Source organism: Phreatobacter sp. (assembly GCF_016793595.1).
GTDB lineage: Bacteria > Pseudomonadota > Alphaproteobacteria > Rhizobiales > Phreatobacteraceae > Phreatobacter.
Genome location: NZ_JAEULY010000021.1, coordinates 1 through 18,855 on the forward strand (window position 1 = coordinate 1; position 18,855 = coordinate 18,855).

The 18,855-nt window shown below is 66.0% G+C and carries 13 protein-coding genes and 1 tRNA gene; 7 read left to right on the forward strand and 7 right to left on the reverse strand.

Translation table 11 applies throughout. The annotated features are described in order from the left end of the window. The first annotated feature begins 601 nt into the window (after positions 1 to 601). From JNK84_RS20205 to JNK84_RS20220, 4 genes are read left to right on the forward strand one after another with little or no spacing between them, the layout of a single operon-like run. Positions 602 to 1,708, forward strand: a complete 1,107-nt coding sequence (locus JNK84_RS20205) for an extracellular solute-binding protein (RefSeq protein WP_293427477.1) — start codon at positions 602 to 604, stop codon at positions 1,706 to 1,708. Between the two features lie 42 nt (positions 1,709 to 1,750). Further along, positions 1,751 to 2,938: an ABC transporter ATP-binding protein gene (locus JNK84_RS20210; protein ID WP_293427479.1), complete on the forward strand. Its 1,188-nt coding sequence runs from the start codon at positions 1,751 to 1,753 to the stop codon at positions 2,936 to 2,938. Beyond that, on the forward strand, positions 2,935 to 3,771 hold the full coding sequence (locus JNK84_RS20215) for an ABC transporter permease (protein WP_293427482.1): 837 nt from the start codon (positions 2,935 to 2,937) through the stop codon (positions 3,769 to 3,771). Before JNK84_RS20210 ends, JNK84_RS20215 begins: the two co-directional genes overlap by 4 nt. Before the next feature lie 2 nt (positions 3,772 to 3,773). Then, positions 3,774 to 4,571, forward strand: coding sequence for an ABC transporter permease (locus JNK84_RS20220; protein WP_293427484.1), 798 nt, complete (start codon positions 3,774 to 3,776; stop codon positions 4,569 to 4,571). Between the two features lie 20 nt (positions 4,572 to 4,591). Here JNK84_RS20220 and JNK84_RS20225 read toward each other — a convergent pair whose 3' ends face one another. Continuing rightward, positions 4,592 to 5,527 carry a LysR substrate-binding domain-containing protein gene (locus JNK84_RS20225; RefSeq protein WP_293427486.1) on the reverse strand — a complete coding sequence of 312 codons (936 nt, stop codon included), beginning with the start codon at positions 5,525 to 5,527 and terminating at the stop codon, positions 4,592 to 4,594. A gap of 233 nt (positions 5,528 to 5,760) precedes the next feature. Between JNK84_RS20225 and JNK84_RS20230 the strand changes: the two genes are divergently transcribed. Further along, positions 5,761 to 6,594, forward strand: a complete 834-nt coding sequence (locus JNK84_RS20230; protein ID WP_293427488.1) for a DUF2924 domain-containing protein — start codon at positions 5,761 to 5,763, stop codon at positions 6,592 to 6,594. Beyond that, positions 6,587 to 8,227 carry a recombinase family protein gene (locus JNK84_RS20235; RefSeq protein ID WP_293427490.1) on the forward strand — a complete coding sequence of 547 codons (1,641 nt, stop codon included), beginning with the start codon at positions 6,587 to 6,589 and terminating at the stop codon, positions 8,225 to 8,227. The genes JNK84_RS20230 and JNK84_RS20235 overlap by 8 nt, the downstream gene beginning before the upstream one ends. Before the next feature lie 296 nt (positions 8,228 to 8,523). Here JNK84_RS20235 and JNK84_RS20240 read toward each other — a convergent pair. From JNK84_RS20240 to JNK84_RS20250, 3 genes are all read right to left on the reverse strand, one after another. After that, positions 8,524 to 8,599, reverse strand: a tRNA-Ala gene (locus tag JNK84_RS20240). Positions 8,600 to 8,701: 102 nt separating this feature from the next. After that, complete coding sequence (locus JNK84_RS20245) at positions 8,702 to 9,190, reverse strand: FAS1-like dehydratase domain-containing protein (RefSeq protein WP_293427492.1); 489 nt, start codon at positions 9,188 to 9,190, stop codon at positions 8,702 to 8,704. Between the two features lie 54 nt (positions 9,191 to 9,244). Continuing rightward, positions 9,245 to 10,570, reverse strand: coding sequence for an O-antigen ligase family protein (locus tag JNK84_RS20250; protein WP_293427494.1), 1,326 nt, complete (start codon positions 10,568 to 10,570; stop codon positions 9,245 to 9,247). A 310-nt stretch (positions 10,571 to 10,880) separates the two neighbouring features. Between JNK84_RS20250 and JNK84_RS20255 the strand changes: the two genes are divergently transcribed. Further along, complete coding sequence (locus JNK84_RS20255) at positions 10,881 to 13,538, forward strand: EAL domain-containing protein (RefSeq protein WP_293427496.1); 2,658 nt, start codon at positions 10,881 to 10,883, stop codon at positions 13,536 to 13,538. Positions 13,539 to 13,544: 6 nt separating this feature from the next. Here the strand turns inward: JNK84_RS20255 and JNK84_RS20260 are convergent, their stop codons facing one another. The 3 genes from JNK84_RS20260 to JNK84_RS20270 form a co-directional block, all read right to left on the reverse strand. After that, positions 13,545 to 14,156, reverse strand: coding sequence for a response regulator (locus tag JNK84_RS20260; protein WP_293427602.1), 612 nt, complete (start codon positions 14,154 to 14,156; stop codon positions 13,545 to 13,547). An 81-nt stretch (positions 14,157 to 14,237) separates the two neighbouring features. Further along, the gene (locus JNK84_RS20265; RefSeq protein WP_293427605.1) at positions 14,238 to 17,369 is read right to left on the reverse strand and encodes an efflux RND transporter permease subunit; all 3,132 of its coding nucleotides are present in this window, start codon (positions 17,367 to 17,369) and stop codon (positions 14,238 to 14,240) included. Further along, positions 17,369 to 18,553, reverse strand: coding sequence for an efflux RND transporter periplasmic adaptor subunit (locus JNK84_RS20270; protein ID WP_293427499.1), 1,185 nt, complete (start codon positions 18,551 to 18,553; stop codon positions 17,369 to 17,371). Before JNK84_RS20270 ends, JNK84_RS20265 begins: the two co-directional genes overlap by 1 nt. Positions 18,554 to 18,855 lie beyond the last annotated feature (302 nt).

Sequence of the window (18,855 nt, forward strand, 5' to 3'; positions counted from 1 at the left end):
GAGACCAGTGCGCGGCGCAGCAGGACCGCACCCGGATCGTCGGCCCGGCCCATCTGGCCCATCAGCGTCGTCCATTCCTCGTCGCTGGCCGTATCGGCATAGTCCGCGACGCACTCGGCCGCATAGATGCCGGCGGAGACATCCAAGACGAGCCTGGCCGCGTAGGTCGGCGTGCCGCCCTGTTCCGCAAAGGCGATCAGTCTCTATACCACCTCGTGGTCATCGGCCGCGGCGCGCGGACGCCAGACATGCACGGTGAAGTGGTTCGGCGCATGGGCAGTCTCATCGCCATGAAGCACCCCCGCAAGACTAGAAATCGGCCAGTCCGTCGGCTCCGGAGAGAAGGCGCTGGTTTCGGTCGAGATGCCACCGATGAATACCCGTGCCACGTGTCGTCTTCGAGCTTCCGTGCCGCCGGGACCGCATCCGACACCATTGCAAATGCCAACTGCACATCCGACAGCTGAGAATTCAAAACGACCCGCAAACCCATTCATCCAGGGAATGTCACGGCGCCAAGTCGATCCCGAACTTCGCCAGGCCCATTGTGCACAGCACTCCTATCATAACATTGGATTATCAAGTTCGGCATCCTTTGAATTTGCCAAGCCTGCCCTGTCACCGGACTGTCGCCGTGCTGCGGTCTCGCGCGGCGCCAGACCAGACGGAGGGACACATGAAGCGCTTGCTCTGTTCGATCGCACTCGTGGCCACGAGTTCATTGGCCGCTCAGGCGGACGTCATTCATGCGACCTGGGGCGGTGGCGGCGCACTGACGCTGCGCGAACACATGCAGGCCCCGTTCACGCAGCGCACGAACATTCCGGCTCGCGTCGTGGAAGTCCCGAACACCGCCGGCGCAGTGCGCTCGCCGACCGCATCGCAGTACAGCGTCGTCGACCTCACCTACTTCGAGGCCGTGGGCCTCGCGCGGACCAATCTCGTTGAGACGTTCGAGGATTCCGAATTCCCGGCACTGACCAGCATTTCGCCCGAACTGATCGTGCGCAACCGGCAGGGCAAGATCGTCGGACTATCGACCCATTTCGCCTACTATGCCATCGCGTTCAACACGACGCTCGCCAAGGCCTCAGATTTCGCGTCCTGGAATGATCTGGGCGATCCCCGTTGGAAGGGGAAGCTGGCCGTGACGCGACCGATCTACGCCTCGTCCTACGATCTGACGATCCTGGCACGCGCCAATGGCGGGGACGCGCGCAACATCACGCCGGGCCTCGAGCCGCTGCGCCGGGTGATCGGCAATGCTCTGACAACCTACACGTCGCTTGCGCACATGAACACGCTGCTTGCCCGTGCCGAGGTTGCCGCGGTTCCCTTCTACTCAACCCGGGTCTGGCACCTGCGCAGGCAAGGGCAGACGAATATCGACATGGTCATTCCGCGCGAGGGTGCGCTGATGCTGCCCTATGTTGTGATGGTACCGAAGGGGTCCGCGAACCGTGCCCAGACGGTCGCCTATCTCAACGAACTGATCGACGCCCAGGCCCAGACACGCCTCTCGGCCCATACCGGTTCCATTCCTTCGAACAACCAGGCGGCGTTGCCGAAAGAGATCGAGGAAAGCGTCGGCATGACCCGCGCCCAACTGATGGAGCGCATGTACGTGCCCGACTGGAACGTCATCGTCACCAGCCACGAGGACCGCATCAACCAGATCGAGCAGATGGTGGCGGCCTCCCGCCGCTAACCCTCGCAACCCTCAGATCGCCGTCAGGAATAGTCTCGACCCGTGAGCATCGCCGTGACCATGCCCGCACCTGCACGCCTTCCGGGGCGTGATGCATCGGCCCTGGGCCAAATCGACATTGCCGGAGTATCGAAACGCTACGGTAATGCCGAGGTGCTCTCGAATGTCTCACTGACGATCGAGCCCGGCAGCTTCCTGACACTGCTCGGCCCGTCGGGGTGCGGGAAGACGACGCTGTTGCGGCTGATCGCCGGTTTCATCCAGCCCGATGGGGGCAAGATCCTCATCGACGGCCGCGACATGACCGGCCTTGCGCCCCAGCAGCGGCCGATCGGCATGGTGTTCCAGAACCTCGCCTTGTTCCCGCATTTCTCGGTTGCGGAGAACGTGGCCTACGGGCTGAAGCTGCGCCGTCTCGACCGGCGGGAGATCGACATCAAGGTCGAGCGCTTCCTCGATCTCGTCGATCTCGCAGGCCTCGGCGACCGCCGAGTCTCGCAGCTTTCCGGCGGCCAGAAGCAACGGGTGGCGCTGGCGCGCTCGCTCGTTCTCGAACCGTCCATCCTGCTGCTCGACGAGCCGCTCTCCGCCCTCGACCTGCAACTGCGCAAGCAGCTTCAGGTCGGCCTGAAGGACATCCAGAAGGCGCTGAAGACGACCTTCGTCTTCGTCACGCACGATCAGGAAGAAGCGACCCTGATGTCTGACAAGGTCGTGGTCATGAGCGCGGGCAATATCCAGCAGGCCGGCGCACCGCACGACATCTACCTCAGGCCGGGAAACCTGTTCGTCGCCAAGTTCATCGGCGATCTCAACGAGGTGCCGGCGAAGGTCGTCGCAGCCACGGGCGCGCGGGTTCAACTGGAAACGGGGCTCGGCACGCTCGACCTTCCCCGGTCCGCGGTACGCGGATTCGAACCCGGCGACGGCAAGCCTTGCAGCCTTTGCCTTCGCCCCGAAGTCATCGAGGTCCAGCAGAACTCTGCCGCGGCCGGTCCCGGCGCCGTCTCGATGCCGGCGACGGTCATCGACCGGTTCGCGGTGGCGGGCGTGACGCGCCTGCTGCTCGGCTGCGGCGAGCGGCGCCTCACGGCGGTGGCGATGACCCACGCGTCCGTATATCTGCCCCAGCCCGGAGATGCCTGCACAGTGAGCTTCCGTGCCGACCACGCTCAAATCTTCGAGCCGCTCGGCGCCGACATGGCGAAAGCCTTCGGGGAACGCTCGTGACCGCGCAGGAAAAGGCCCCCCGCGGCGCGGTGCTGCTCATCCTGCCGGTGCTGATCCTGCTCGTGTTGTTCTTCGGCTCGGTCATCCACCTGTTCAGCAACGGCTTTTACGACGACGGCGAGTTCTCGACGCGCTACTTCCGGCAGATCGTCGACCGCTCCGACTACCACATTGTCTTCCTGCGAACGGTAGTGTCGTCGCTGGTCGTCGCCGTGCTCTCGGTCGTCCTCTCCTATCCGATCGCGCTGCTGCTCTGGCGCTCCGACCGCTGGCGCAACACTCTGCTGATCGTCGTCTTGGTCCCATGGCTGGTGAGCCTCGTGGTGCGTACCTATGGCTGGATCGTGCTCCTGGGGCCGCGCGGGGTGATCAACGAGTTCCTCGCCTGGCTCGGGCTCATCGAAGCGCCGGTCAAGCTGATGTTCAACGATCTCGGCATCATCATCGGCCTGACGCACGTGCTCGTGCCCTTCGCGGTGATCTCCATTCTCGCCTCGTTGCTGGAGATCGAGAGCAATCTGGAGGAAGCGTCCGGCGTGCTCGGCGCAAGCTGGTTCCAGACCTTCCGCCATATCGTCTGGCCGCTGTCGCTGCCGGGCGCCTTCACTGCCCTGATGGTGATCTATCTCGCCTGCATCGGGGCGATCGTGACGCCGATCCTGCTCGGCGGAATGACCCATAATTTCGTCGGCTCACAAATCTACCAGGAGGTAATGTACACCTTCAACATGAGCAAGGCGGCGACCTGGTCGATCTGCCTGCTGGGACTGAGCTTCGTGTCCCTGCTGCTGTTCAAGGCGATCGAGCGCCGGCTGCTGAAGGGGCGGAGCTGATCATGACCCAGCGCAACAGCACGATGCGGCTTCTGGGCGTCGCCCTGCTCCTGTCGCTTCCCGCCCCGATCGTCATCGTCGCGGGCGCCTCGTTCAACGGCGGCGGCTACATCCAGTTTCCGCCCGACACCTACAGCCTGCGCTGGTATGTCGAGACCTTCACCGATCCGCGCTGGCCCAAGGCCTTCGCGGTCAGTCTCGGCATCGCCGCCGCCACCGCGGTCATCATCTCGGCGGTCAACTTCATGGCTGCGTACTACGTCGTGCGCTATGCGCCGCGGATCGCGTCGGCGCTCGAACTGGCGATCTTCTCGCCGCTGTTCTTCCCGCACGCGGCCATGGGCGTCGCGATGGTGGCGATGGTCGGCCAGTTCGGCCTGCTCGGCACGGCGCCGGGCATCATCCTCGCCCACCTCGTGATCACCCTGCCGTTCTCCTACCGGCCCATCCACATCGCGATGCGCAGCATCGATCCCGACCTGATCAGGGCGGCCAATGTCATGGGCGCGAGCGAGTGGCAGGCGCTCAAGGACGTGGTCCTGCCGCTATGCCGCTCGGGAATCCTGACCTCGCTCCTGTTCGCCGGCATCATCTCCTTCGACGAGGTGACCGTGACCATGTTCCTGATCGGGCCGAACATCACGACCCTGCCCGTGCAGATCTTCGCCTTCGTGCAGGATTCGGCCTCGCCGGTCCTCGCGGCGATATCGACCATCAGCGTGCTCGTGACCTTCGCGGCCGTCCTCCTGCTCGACCGGTTCGCCGGGCTGACCTTCTTCGCGCGGCGAGACGCTGCCTGAGACCGTCCTCTGGCACGACCTCAGGCGAGGCGCATTCTCAGGCTGGGGCCGGCGCGCGGATCGTCGCCCGCAGCCAGCGCCGCGATACGGCCGCGCAGATGGTCGAGGAACGTGTCGGTCAGGGCTGAACGCTGCCGGGCGCGCGGCAGGATCGCGTTGTAGGTGAACTCGATCGTCGGCTCGAACCTCTTGGCGCAGAGATTCGGCCAGAAGCCCTGATGCACGCTCATCGGCTCGACGATGGCGGCGCCCATGCCGCGCGCGACGAGCGCGTTGGCCTCGACCGAGGAGAACACCTCGCAGTTCATGCGCCGCATGATGCGCTGCTGCTCGAACACCGCATCGGTCAGGTGGCGCATGCGGCTGTTGCGTGTGAACGAGATGAAGTCCATGCCCTCCAGAGCCTGCGCCGTGACCACGTCGCGCTCGGCCAGCGCATGACCCCGGTGCACGACGCAGACGGCCTCGGCATGGAACAGCGGGAAGGTCGTCAGTGCCGGATGCTGGAAATGCGTGACTGAGAAGCCGACGTCGATGTTCTGGCCGAGCACGTCGTTGCCGACTGAACTGGAGACGTTGAGCGAGATCGCGACGGTCGGATGGGCCTCGGCGAAATCGGCAACGGCATCGGCGACGAGCGTGTGCCCGAGCGAGGCCGCCGACACGATCCTGAGTTCGCCCGAGCGCAGGTTCCGGAGATCCTTGGCGAAGCGCTCGACATCCGTCAGCGATTCGAACAGCCGCTTGACCTCCTTGTGCAGGAGGTGCGCTTCGTGGGTCGGAAGCAGGCGCTTCCGCTGCCGCTGAAAAAGCTTCAGGCCCAGGTCGAGCTCGAGGCCCGCGAGAATCTTGCTCATGGCGGGTTGAGACAGGCCCATGCGCTCCGCGGCGGCCGTGACGGTGCCCGTCTCCATGAACAGATTATAGGCTTCCAGCTGGCGATGGGTGATGCGCATGCGAAGGCCCCGCGACGGATAAGCCCACATATAACAGCAGCGAATGAAATGAGCCGAAAAAGAAATTTGCGGCTGGGGAGCGGGAGCGGGATGATCCTGGGCGTCTGGTGCCAAGTGCCAGATGCAACATGCCTCAAGGCCTTTCTTCCGGCTCCGTCAGCCGCTCGCTCCGGCGCCGTTCTGGATCATAACCTCTGGCATGTTCCTGAGCATTGCTGACTGGACCGGGTCGAATGGATAAGCAGACGCAAGCCTCCCTGCCGCTTTGGCCGGATCGATATGTAGCGAAGCTCGCGGCCCTGACGGTGGCCGAGCGCCACAAGGAGATGGAGGCTTTCGCGTTTCCGCAGAACATTCACGCGCTGCTGTGCCAGGCGGCGGACGAATGCCCTCAGACCCTTGCGTGGAACTTCTTCGAGACCGGGCAGACGATCACCTATGCCGAGCTGCGCCGTCAGGTCGACCGGCTCGCGGAAGCGCTGGTGCGCTTCGGCATAGGCCAGAGATCGCGCGTCGGGGTGATGCTGCCGAACTGCCCGGAAATGCCGCTGGTCTGGCTGTCGCTCGCGCGGATCGGCGCCGTCATGGTGCCGGTCAACCTGCGCTATACCGGCCGTGAGCTCGCCTATGAGCTGCTGATCAGAGCGCTCGCCTATGCCATCCAGGAGAAGGCCTTCGGTGGATTGTCGCTTGCTGCAACCAAGCGCTTGCAGGCCATCGCACGGGACGCCAAGGCGTCAAAGGCAAGCACGGCAAGCGAGGCGCGATCCTCGCAGCCACGGCGGCGGCTGATGCCGGGCACGCGGCTGATCCGCGAGTGGCAGGGCGTCATGCATGAGGTGATCGTCATTCCCGACGGTTTCCTCTGGCAGGGTGCGACCTACGCCTCGCTCTCGACGGTCGCCAAGGCCATCACCGGCACGAGCTGGAACGGCTGGGTGTTCTTCGGTGCGAAGCCCCCGCCAAAGAAGCCCAAGCGGACAGGCACGGATCCGAGCCCGTCAGGACTCACCAGTGTCGATGCTGGCGCCAGCGTGACCTTGAGCGGGAGCGACGCCCATGCGTGACGCTCGCTCCGCAACGCGATCCAATACCAGCAAGCCTCACGGTGCGGGTGCGAAGCGCTGCGCGATCTATACCCGCAAGTCGAGCGAGGAAGGTCTCGAACAGGACTTCAACTCGCTCCATGCCCAACGTGAAGCCTGCGAGGCCTATATAGCCTCGCAGCGGCATGAAGGCTGGTCGCTTGTTCCAACCCACTACGATGATGGCGGCTACTCGGGTGGGTCGATGGAGCGACCGGGGCTTGCCGCACTGATGGCCGATGTCGAGGCGGGCCGCATCGACATCGTCGTCGTCTACAAGGTCGATCGCCTGACGCGCTCGCTCGCCGACTTCGCCAAGATCGTCGAGCGCTTCGATGCCCGGGGCATATCCTTCGTCTCGGTGACGCAGGCGTTCAACACGACCTCGTCGATGGGGCGATTGACCCTCAACGTCCTGCTCTCCTTCGCGCAGTTCGAGCGGGAAGTCACCGCCGAGCGCATCCGCGACAAGATCGCGGCATCCAAACGCAAGGGCCTTTGGATGGGTGGCAACCTGCCCTTTGGGTATCGGGTGGAAAACCGGAAGCTGGTTCCCGATGAGATTGAAGCTGAACAGATCCGCGCGATCTTTGACCTCTATCTTGAACTGGGTTCCATCGGGGCGCTGAAGAAGGAGCTCGACCGACGAGGTAACCGAACGCGTGTCCGTTCGCTCGCGAGCGGCGCGGTCGTGGGCGGCATCCCGTTCGGGATCGGACCGCTACAGGCGATCCTCCGCAATCGGGTCTATGTCGGGGAGCTCGTCCATCGCGGCGTCCATCATGGAGGCGAGCACGCGCCGGTCGTCGACGGGACCACGTTCGACGAGGTGCAGCAACGACTGGATTCTCGACGCGGAGCCAAACGCGAGCGGGCCATGAATGGTGGTTCGCTGCTCGGAGGGCTGCTGTTTGACTCCAAGGGCAACAGGATGTCGCCGAGCCATTCCCGCAAAGATGGCGTCCGCTACACCTACTACGTGTCCCGCGCCCTGCTCGACCATCGGGCGAGCGAGGCGGGCGCCATCAGCCGCGTGTCGATGCCGGCGATCGACAATGCGGTGATCGCGGAGTGTGTGGCCAGGATATCCGCAAACCCAAGAGATCCGACTGAGCGACACTTACGTGTCAGGTCCACCATCGAACGTGTCGAGGTCCACTCCGACCATCTGGCCCTGGTGCTCAGGGCCGATCATCTGCAACAGCAGGATCGCGTCTCGAACGATGCGGCGATGGAGACGATCTCCGTTCCCTGGCGACCGGCATTCAGCCGACCGGCGAAGACGATCGTGGATGCAGCGACCAGCGGTCTCGAAGGTTCGTCGTCGCGCGAGAAGGATCGAGATCGGCTTCTGACGACGATCGCTCGTTCGCGCAATTGGATGGTCGAGTTGCTGAGTGGGCGATCGCCGGACCTCAAGGCCATCGCGCAGCGCGATGGCTTGTCCGTCCGGGGCGTGCGGTTGATGCTGAACCTTGCCTTCGTCTCCCCCCGCCTCATCGAAGCAGCGATGCAGGATCGCTGGCCAGCCGGGATCACGGCGTCGGATTTGGCGCGCGACCTGCCGGCTGCATGGGGAGAGCAGCTTCGGCTAGTCGGTCTGCCGTCCGCCTGAGCCTCTCAAGAACTAACGGCGCGTTCAGCATCGAGCCGCGAGGGCGTGGTAGGGCGACTATCGACGCGTTGTTCCAACCGCTCTGCACCGGCGGTCGAAACCGTCTCCTGCAATTGGCGCGGCGCTATCTCGGAAACGGCCAATCGCGCACGGAGAATGGCGCGTATCGCAGGCCACAGAATACGCACACTCTGTTCGTGCGCAGACGCCTGATCTGCCGTTCGTCGGGCTAAGTCGCGGAGGTCGCGCGACAAAATAAAAGCCCGGTCAATGGACCGGGCTCAGGCAGTGCGGGCTGGTGGAGCTAGGGGGATTCGAACCCCCGACCTCTGCAGTGCGATTGCAGCGCTCTCCCATCTGAGCTACAGCCCCGCCCGCGAGCGCGCCTTTTAGGGCGTCCCCCGGCAGCGGTCAAGACAAAGCGCGCGTCGTCAGGCCGCAAACCGCCGGATGCAGGCGCGATCTCTCGCGACCCTATCCCCGCTGATAGTCCCGCCCCTTGACCAGCCGCGCCGGCGAATAGATCATCACCGTCTCGCCACGCTGGTTCACGATGCGGTTGGCGGTCTTCACCATGCCCCGTCCGGGCTTGCTGGTGGCACGCGATTCCACCACTTCGCATTCGACGTGGATCGTGTCGCCGGCAAAGGTCGGCGCCTCCACCTTCAGGTCCATGCCGAGGAAGGACAGGCCGACGCCCTGCACTGCCGACTGCATGAGCAGCCCCTCGGCGAAGCAATAGACCAGCGCGCCCGGCGCCAGACGCTTGCCCGCGAACAGCGATTCCTTCTCAAGATAGTCGAGATTGGTGAACAGCACCTCGACCATGCCTGTCACCCCGACGAAGGCGGTGATGTCGGCGTCCGTCACCGTGCGGCCGATGGTCCTGAAGCGGAAGCCGACGGGAGTATCCTCCCATCGGAATCCGAGGCCGACCGTCGGCATGGCTTCGCTCGCCGTCATGAACCGCTCCCTTGAATCCGTTCCCCGACGCCGCTCACGGCGCATGGGCCGCCATCATGGCGGCGCGGGGCTCATCGGCAAGCGGGCCGACAGGCGCATGCCGGTGATCGCCACAAGCAGCGTGAACCAGATCGGATCGGCGCGCAGGAAGAAGAAACTCTCCATGCAGCCGAGATAGATGCCGAACATCCAGAGCTGCAGCCAGAGCGTGCGCGTCGCCGGATCGGCGCCGATGCGCCGCGCCTGCCCGTCGTCGCGAAACGGCTGGATCACCACATAGGCGACGGTGAGGACGAGGCCGATCAGGCCGAGGTTCAGCGCGGTATCAAGGAAGCTGTTGTGGCCGTTGGCGGCGCTGCCCGCCCATTGCTCGCTGTCCTCGACGCCGAACCGCGTGCTCTCCAGCGTCCAGAACGACTGGAAACCGAAGCCGGTCCACGGCCGCTCCGCGAATTTCTCCAGCGCGAAGGCCCAGACATCGGCGCGGCCGGTGAACGAGGCATCGACCGGCAGGGCCGCCACGAAGGCGCTGACCGCCGGGCTGAGCACGGAGCCGACGCCGATGGTGAGCAGGCCAACAAGCGGCGAATAGACGATGACCGCGCGCAGGAAGGCCGAACGGATGCCGCTGGCGAGTCCGCTGAGCAGCAACACCCCCGCAATGATGATGATCGAGCTCTTCGCGCCGGTCATGACCACGAAGGCCAGCGAGAGAATGGCGAGCAGCCCACCCGCGACCGGCAATCCCGCGCGCATTCCGAAAATGCCGATGAACACCATCGACGAGAACACGCCGCCGGCAATGTTCTTGTGGCCGAACACGCCGCGCCAGTCGCCGGCGAGCCGCTGCTCGACCAGATCGGTCGCCTGGTGAACCGTCAGCTCCGGAACGAGCAGCACGCCGGCATAGGACAGGACGACCACGAACAGGGCGGTGCCCACGATCAGCCTGGCGAAATCGTCCCGGTCGCGCGGCAGCAGGCAGACGAGGGCTGCGACCACCAGCACGGCGCATGACAGGACGAACCGCCGGAGCGAGGCGGAGAAGTCGACGGAGACGAGAACGTTGAGCGCGATATAGCCGAGAAGGACGATCAGCACGGGATCGAGGAAGACCGTCCAGAACGCCCGCCGGCGGGCATAGGCGCCGGCCGCGACGAGGGCTGCCGCAAGGCCGAACAACACGTAGGTCCAGAAATCGTTGCCGCTGGTCAGCGCGAGCAGATCGTTGCTGGACAGGTTGCCGAAAGCTTCGAGTCCGATCCAGACGAGGCACCAGATCGCCACGAACAGCACCGAGCGCAGCGCGCGCAGCAGCCCGTCCAGGCCGGCCAGCGGCGGAACGGCGAAGGCTTGCGGCAGCGTTCGATCGGTCGGCACGACAATGGGTCCTGAACCCGCACGCGGGCGGCAGCAGGCCGAGAGGTAGGGGCAGCCGCCGCGCCGGGCAAGCAAATGCTGCGCCTATGGTGAAGCGCCCGCCGTACCGGGTATTGCGAGAGCGCGGCGCGCGAGGGAACGGTCGCCCCCGAAACCGGGACGAATTCTCCCGCGTGTCTGGCGCAATTGCAGGCCCCGCCGCCATCCCGCCGCCAGGGGCGCGCGGGTCGAGCTGAGTTGTCGAAAATATTTACGACTGCGGTGCCATGGTGCCGTTCGCAACCGTCGATTGTCGCGGGGAAGGTCGCTGATGCAGGACGAGCATTCAGTCAGCCATGACCGGACAGGTCGCCAGGTCGATGGCGTCCTGATCGCGGCGCTCGAGCAGTCGATCGACGCCGTGGTGATCATCGACGGGCGCAACGAGGTCTCCTTCTTCAACGCCGCCGCCGAGCGACTGTGGGGCCGCGACCGGAACGAGGTCCTCGGCCAGAACGTCCGCATGCTGGTGCCCGAGGCGGTCCGGCCGCACCATGACGGCTACGTCAACGCCAATCGCGGCGGCGCTTCCGACAAGCTGGTCGGGACGATCGTCGAGGTGCCGATACACCGCCCGGACGGCACCAGGCGCGTCGGCTCGCTGTCGCTGTCGCGCATCAGAGCCGACGGCGAGATCCACTATGCGGCCTTCGTCAAGGACATGACCGACGATGTCCGGCGGCGTGAGGATCTCTACCTCCTGTCGCTGGTCGCCAACGAGACCGACCGGGCGGTGATCATCACCGACGAGCGCCAGAAGATCGTCTATTGCAATGCGGCCTTCACGCAGCTCTTCGGTTATCAGCGCGACGAGGTGATGGGCCGCATGCCGGTGGCCCTGCTCGCCGGTCGCCATAGCGATCGCGAAGTGGTGAGGCAGCTGAACCGGGTCGCCCGGAACCAGCACGGCATGACGCTGGAGACGATCAGCTACGGCAAGGATGGCCGCGAGATCTGGATTTCCGTCACCGTCAATCCCGTGTTCGACGCGGGCGGCGTGTTCCGCCACGCCGTCTCGGTGATCGCCAACGTCACCGAGACGCGGCAGACGCAGGTCCTGCAGCAGACCGTTCTGGAAGCGGTCGCCAAGGACCAGACCCTCCCCGAGATCGCGACGCTGATCTGCCAGCAGGTCGAGGCCATCGCGCCGGGCGTCATGTGCTCGGTGCTGCGCGTCGACCGCGACGGCATCATTCACCCCCTCGCCTCGCCGAGCCTGCCTGAGCACTACTCGCAGGCGCTGGAAGGCCTGATCGTCGGACCGCAAACCGGCTCCTGCGGCACCAAGGCGTCGGCCGGTGACGCGGCCTGCTCGCTGATCGTCGGACCGCAAACCGGCTCCTGCGGCACCGCCGCCTGGCGCGGCGAGCCCGTCGTGGTCGAGGACATCGCCACCGATCCCCTCTGGACGCCCTACAAGGAACTCGCCCTGCCGCTCGGCCTCGCCGCCTGCTGGTCGACGCCGATCAAGCTGAAGGACGGCCGCGTCGCCGGCACCTTCGCCTTCTATTTTCGCGAGAAGCGGGGGCCGAGCGCCTGGCACGAGCGCCTCGTGGAGGCCTGCGTCCATCTCTGCGCCCTGGCCATCGAGCGCCACGAGGAGAAGGCCCATATCGCGCAGCTCGCCTATTTCGACACGCTGACCGGCCTGCCGAACCGCACCCGGCTCGGCGGCGAGATCGACGAGTGCATCGCGCGCGCGGCCAACGAGAACCGGCGGATGGCGGTGCTCTTCCTCGACGTCGACCATTTCAAGGACGTCAACGACACGCTCGGGCACTCGGCCGGCGACGCGCTGCTCGTCGAGATCGCCCGGCGGCTGCAGAAGCAGCTGCGCGCCGGAGACATCGTCAGCCGGCTCGGCGGCGACGAGTTCGTGATCATCCTCGACGATTGCGAGGCGACCCATGCCTCGGCGGTAGCCGACCGCATCCTGGCAGCGCTTGCTCAGCCGATCGAGATCGACACCATGGCCCTGCCGGTCTCGGCGAGCATCGGCATCAGCCTGTTCCCCGAGGACGGTGGCGATCGCGAGGCGCTGCTCAAACACGCCGACACCGCGATGTACGAGGCCAAGAACGCCGGGCGGGGCACGCATCGCTTCTTCTCGCCGGAGATGAACCGGATCGCGCAGGAACGCCTGCTGATGGGCGCCGCTCTCAGCGAATCGCTCGCGCTCGGTCTGCTGGAGCTGCACTACCAGCCGCAGGTCGAAGCAGACAGCGGCGCGATCCACGGCGTCGAGGCCCTGGCCCGCTGGCGGCATCCGGCCTTCGGCGACGTGTCGCCGGCGCGCTTCATCGCCGTCGCCGAGGAATGCGGGCTGATCGAGGCGATCGGCGAATGGGCGCTGCGCGAAGCCTGCCGCCAGATGGCGGAGTGGCGCCGCCGCGGCCTCGAAATCCCCACCGTCTCCGTCAATCTGTCGCCGCTGCATTTCCGCAACCGCCGCCTGCCCGAGCTCATCGTCGAGGCGACGTCTAACGTCGGCCTGCCGGCCGGCGTGCTGACCGTGGAGATCACGGAAGGCATCATGATGGACGATTGCCCGTCGACCGCCGCCACCATCGAACAGGTCGCGGGTCTCGGCGTGCGCCTGTCGCTCGACGATTTCGGCACGGGCTATTCCAGCCTCGCCTCGATCTCCACTTTGCCGATCGAGGAGATCAAGCTCGACCGCAGCTTCATGCGCGATCTCGGCACCGACAAGAACGCCCGCGCCGTCGCCTCGGCGGTGGTGCGCATCGGACGCAGCCTGGGACTGACGGTGGTTGCCGAGGGCGTCGAGACCGAGGCGCAGCGCCGCTTCCTGCAGGGCCTGCGCTGCCACGTGCTCCAGGGCTATCTGTTCGCCCCCGCGATGCGGGCCGGAGAGCTTGAATCCTGGTTGGCCGGGCGCCGTGGCAACGTCGAGCACCAGGTCGCCTGAAGCGGGTCAGATCTCGATCCGGGCGGGCTCCATCACCGCCGCCGCCACGTAGCCGCGGCAGATGCATCCAGACCCGAGAGGGCATGTCTCGGCGTCGGCGCGCTCCAGCCGCACCCCGCAGATCATCCGCGCCAGTGCGCTCTCGCCCTTAAGGCCGAGGACCTCGCCCCTGACCCGGCTGGCGCGCGGCACCGGGCCGAAGAACAGGTGCGTGCGCACGAAGGGACGCGGCCGGCTCAGCACGGCCTCCGCGCGGGATCGCAGCGTCTTCATGCTGAACGGCCGCGCCACATATTCATGGACGCCGGCCGTCACCGCGCCGAGCACCGAGGATTGCGTGGTGCGTCCGCTGACGAGGATGACTGGCGTGAACTGGACACCGTTCGATGAGCGGCGGAGCAGTTGCGTCACTTCCGCGCCGTCGAGGCCGACCAGTCGCGAGCCGACGATCAGAAGGTTCGGCCGCTGCCGCTCGACCATTTCCAGCGCCTCGTAGCCTGTCCGGCACTCGATCACCTTGCCGAGGCCGCTCAGCGACGACCTGATCAGCCGGCGCGAGAAGGCCTGATCGTCGGCGACGACGATCGTGGTGGCTGTTGGACGCGGCAGGCCGGACACGGAACGCAAGGGAGACATGACCCAACGGAAGGTTCTGCCCGTTCTATGCGCCGAGGACCTTAATGACGGCTTAAGCCGCCCTCACTCGGCCGGCGTCTCCACAGCCTTGGCCTCTTCGGTCGCGGCTTTGCGGCGCGGCGTCACCAGCTTGAAGAACAGCGGGATGAAGATGATGGCGATGGCGGTCGCCGCCAGCATGCCGCCGATCACGCCGGTTCCGATCGAATGCCGGCTCGCCGAGCCCGCGCCGGTCGAGCGCGCCAGCGGCAGCACGCCGAGGATGAAGGCGAGCGAGGTCATGATGATCGGCCGGAAGCGCAGCTTCGCCGCGTCCATCGCCGCCTCGTAGGCATCCAGCCCCTGCTGGTATCGCTGCGAGGCGAATTCGACGATGAGGATGGCGTTCTTGGCGGAAAGCCCGATCAGCGTGACGAGGCCGATCTGGAAATAGACGTCGTTCTCCAGCCCGCGCAGCCAGACCGCGAGAAGCGCCCCGAACACCGCGAAGGGGACGGCGGTGATGACGGCGAGCGGCAGCGACCAGCGTTCGTACTGGGCGGCAAGGATCAGGAACACCATGATGATGCCGAACAGGAAGCCCTGATAGCCGGTGCCGGCCGTCGAAAGCTCCTGATAGGCCGAGCCGGTCCAGCCGATCGTATATTCCGACGGCAGGGTCGCCGCGACGACCTCCTGCATCGCGGCGATCGCCTGCCCCGAGGAGAAGCCCGGAGCCGGCTGTCCCATGATCTTGGCGGAGGGGAAGATGTTGAAGCGGTCGACCTGATCCGGCCCGATGACGCGCGTCACGGTCACCAGCTCGTTGAGCGGCACCATGGAGCTGGTCGACGAGCGGACGAAGACGTGCCGGAGGTCGTCCGGCGTCATGCGGAAATCGGCTTCCGACGACAGGCTGACGCGATAGGTGCGGCCGAACAGTGCGAAATCGTTGACGTAGAGACTGCCGAACGACGACTGCATCGTCTCGAAAATGGTCGAGATCGGGATGCCGATGGACTTCGCCTTGTCGATGTCGACGTCGATCCGGTACTGCGGCACCGAGGTCGAGAACAGATTCTGCACGCCGGCAAGCTCGCGCCGCTGGCTGGCCGCCTGCACGACGCGGTTCGCGGCCTCCGCGAGGTTGGCGAGCGAGCCGCCGGTGCGATCCTGAAGGTAGAGCTCGAAGCCGCCCGTGGTGCTCATGCCCTGGATAGGCGGCGGGTTGAAGCCGATGACCACGCCGTCGCGGAACTTGGCGTTGATCGCGCCCAGTTGCGGCGCGAGGTTGCGCGCATCCTGGGAGGGCGCGCGGCGCTCCGACCAGTCCTTGAGCGTCAGGAACGAGATGCCGGCATTGGTCCTCTGGCCGCCCGACAGAAGGTCGAAGCCGGCGAAGGTCACCACATGGGCGACGGCCGGATTGCGCGCGGCCTCGGCGCTCGCGACGCTGGTGACGTCGCGAGTGCGCGCGACGGACGCCGCCGGCGGCAGCACCGTGACGAGGAAGACGTAGCCCTGGTCCTCGTTGGGAACCAGCGACGCCGGCACGCGCTGGAACAGCACATACAGGCTGCCGAGAAGGCAGATGAACACCGCGATGCCGAGGAAGGCGCGCTTGAGGAAGAACGACACGCTGCCGGTATAGCGCAGCGTCACCCATTCGAAGCCGCGGTTGAACCAGCGGAACGGCAGCGCCGGCTCGTGATGGCCGGGCTTCAGGATCAGCGCGCAGAGCGCCGGCGTCAGAGTTAGCGCGACGATGCCGGAGATCACCACCGAAATGGAGATCGTCACCGCGAACTGCCGGTAGAGCTCGCCGGCGAGACCGCCGAGGAACGACACCGGGATGAACACCGCGCAGAGAGTCAGCACGATGGCGACGACCGGCCCGGACACCTCCTCCATGGCCTTGATCGCTGCCTCTCGCGGCGGCTTCTTCTCCTGTGTCATGATGCGCTCGACATTTTCGAGCACGATGATGGCGTCGTCGACCACGATGCCGATCGCCAGCACCATGCCGAACAGGGTCAGGAGGTTGATGGAAAATCCGAGCAGATACATGCCGGCGAAAGTGCCGATCAGCGACACGGGCACGGCGATGACGGGGATCAGCGTCGCGCGCAGGCTCTGCAGGAAGATGAACACGACCAGCGTGACGAGCAGGATCGCCTCGATGAAGGTCTTGATGACCTCCTGGATCGACACCTCGACGAAGCGCGTCGTGTTGAACGGGATGTCGTAGCGCATGCCTTCGGGAAAGCGCCGCGCGACGGCGTCCATCGTCGACCTCACGGATTCCGCGACCTGCAGGGCGTTGGCCCCCGGCTGGAGGAAGATGCCGAGCGGCACGGCGGGCGCGCCGTTGAACGTGCCGGTGAAGCCGTAGGTCAGCGCGCCGAGCTCGACCCGCGCGACATCCTTCAGTCGCAGCGCGCCACCGTTCTCGTCGGAGCGTATGATGATGTTCTCGAACTGGGCGGGATCGACCAGCCGCCCCGGCGTCGTCGCCGAATAGGTGAAGTCCTGGAACTGCTGCATCGGCTCTTCGGAGAAGCGGCCGGCGGCATATTGCGAGTTCTGCTCGCGGATGGCCGAGGCGATGTCGCTGGGCGTCAGGTTGTACTGCGCCACCTTGTCCGGCCGCAGCCAGACACGCATCGAATAGTCCGAGGCGCCGAACAACTGCGCATCACCGACGCCCGGCACGCGCCGGAGCTCGTCGAGAATGTTGATGAGCGCGTAGTTGGACATGAAGATCGGGTCGTAGCGCGCACCCGGCGACGACAGCGTGATAACCTGCAGGATCGACGACGAGCGCTTCTGGACAGTCACGCCCTGACGCGTCACCTCGGAAGGCAAGAGCGGCTGCGCGCGCTGTACGCGGTTGTTGACATTGATCGCCGCCTGGTCGGGGTTGGTGCCGATCTGGAAGGTCACGGTCAGGCTCATCGAGCCGGCGCCCGACGAGGTCGAGCGCATGTAGAGCATGCGTTCGACGCCGTTGATCTGCTGTTCCAGCGGCGCCGCCACCGTGGCTGCGATGGTCTCGGCCGTCGCGCCTGGATAGTTCGCCGAAATGACGACTTCCGGCGGCACGATCTCGGGATATTGCGCAATCGGCAGCGCACGCATGGACAGAAGTCCTGCGAGCACGATGACAATGGAGAGGACGGTCGCGAAGACCGGCCGGTCGATGAAGAACCTGGAGATCACGGCCGGGCTCCGCTCGTCGATGCCTGCGGCCGCGGCTGTGCCGGCACCGGCCGGACGGGGCCGTTCGGCCGGACGCGGATGACGCCGTCGACGATCACCCTGTCGCCGTCGGCAAGTCCCTCGCGGATGATCCAGACATCGTTCAGCTCGCGGTCGAGCCGGACGGGTCGCACCTGCGCGTTCGACTGGGCGTCGACGACATAGACGAAGGGTCCCTGCGGCCCCTGATTGATCGCGCGCTTGGGGATCACCACCGCCTTCGGCATGGTCACGCCCTGCAGGTTGATGCGCACGAACTGTCCGGGCAGCAGGCCGCCCTCGGGATTGGGGAAGATCGCGCGGATCTGGATCGTGCCGGTGCGCGGGTCGACGGTGCGCGAGTAGGCATCGGGTTTTCCGATGCGGGAATAGACCGTGCCGTCGCCGAACTGGATCTGCACACCGATGGTCTCCCAGTCGAGTGGTTTGTCCCGTTGGCGGTCCATCTCCTGGAATTCACGCAGCTCCCGCTCCGTGGCCGAATAGTTCACATAAGCCGGGTCGAGCTGGGTGATGGTGGTCAGCAAGGTCTGCTGGGCCTGGATCAGCGTGCCCTCCGGCGGCACACCGATCGCTGTCGGCCCTGCGACCGATGCCTTGATCACGGTATATTCGAGATTGAGCTTGGCGGTGGACAGGTCGGCCTCGGCCGCCTGAAGCGTCGCGCGGGCCTGGTCGCGCGCGGCGGTGGCGTCGTCCAGCTGCCGCGGCGTCGCGATGCCGCGCTGGTTGAGCTGCTCGGCGCGGCCGAAATTCTCCTCCGCCAGCCTCAGGGCCGCCTGCGCCTGCGCCACCTGCGCATTGGCGCGGGCGAGCGTCGCCTCATAAGGGCGCGGATCGATGCGGAACAGCACGTCGCCGACCTTGACCGCAGCGCCTTCGGTGAATTCCCGCTTGAGCAGGATGCCGCCGACCTGGGCGCGCACCTCCACCACGCGGAAACCCGCCACCCTGCCGGCATATTGCAGCGGCAGCGGCGTATCGGCCGCCTTCACCTCGACCACCGTCACTTCCGGCGGCGGTGCGCCTGCCGGTTGCGCGGCGGCAGGCGACGGCTGCCCGCCGGCAAACCACCATCCTGCCGCAGCTCCTGCGGCCAGGACGACAGCGACGGCGAGAACCCGGCCAGTGGGTCGGCTCATGGGATGATCTCCATGGTCTCCGGCGAGACCCAGCGGCAGCGAAGCACGGTCAGGCCGTTACGGGGGCACAGGCATTACATCGTCGCGCGCCGGCTCGACGGGCGACAAGGCGTTTCCGCGCAACCTGCCCGCCTGTCACGATTGTCATGCAGCGGGCGCGCCGCAATGGGGCGCAAGTCCGGTCCGCCCCAGCAAGGGCGCGGGAACGCAACCGCGACAATGACTTTGCGCGCAGCGATCCGCAACCCTCGGCGGCGGGGGCGCCACGCGGCCGAGCAATGCGGCAGGGGAGCTTGCGCTCG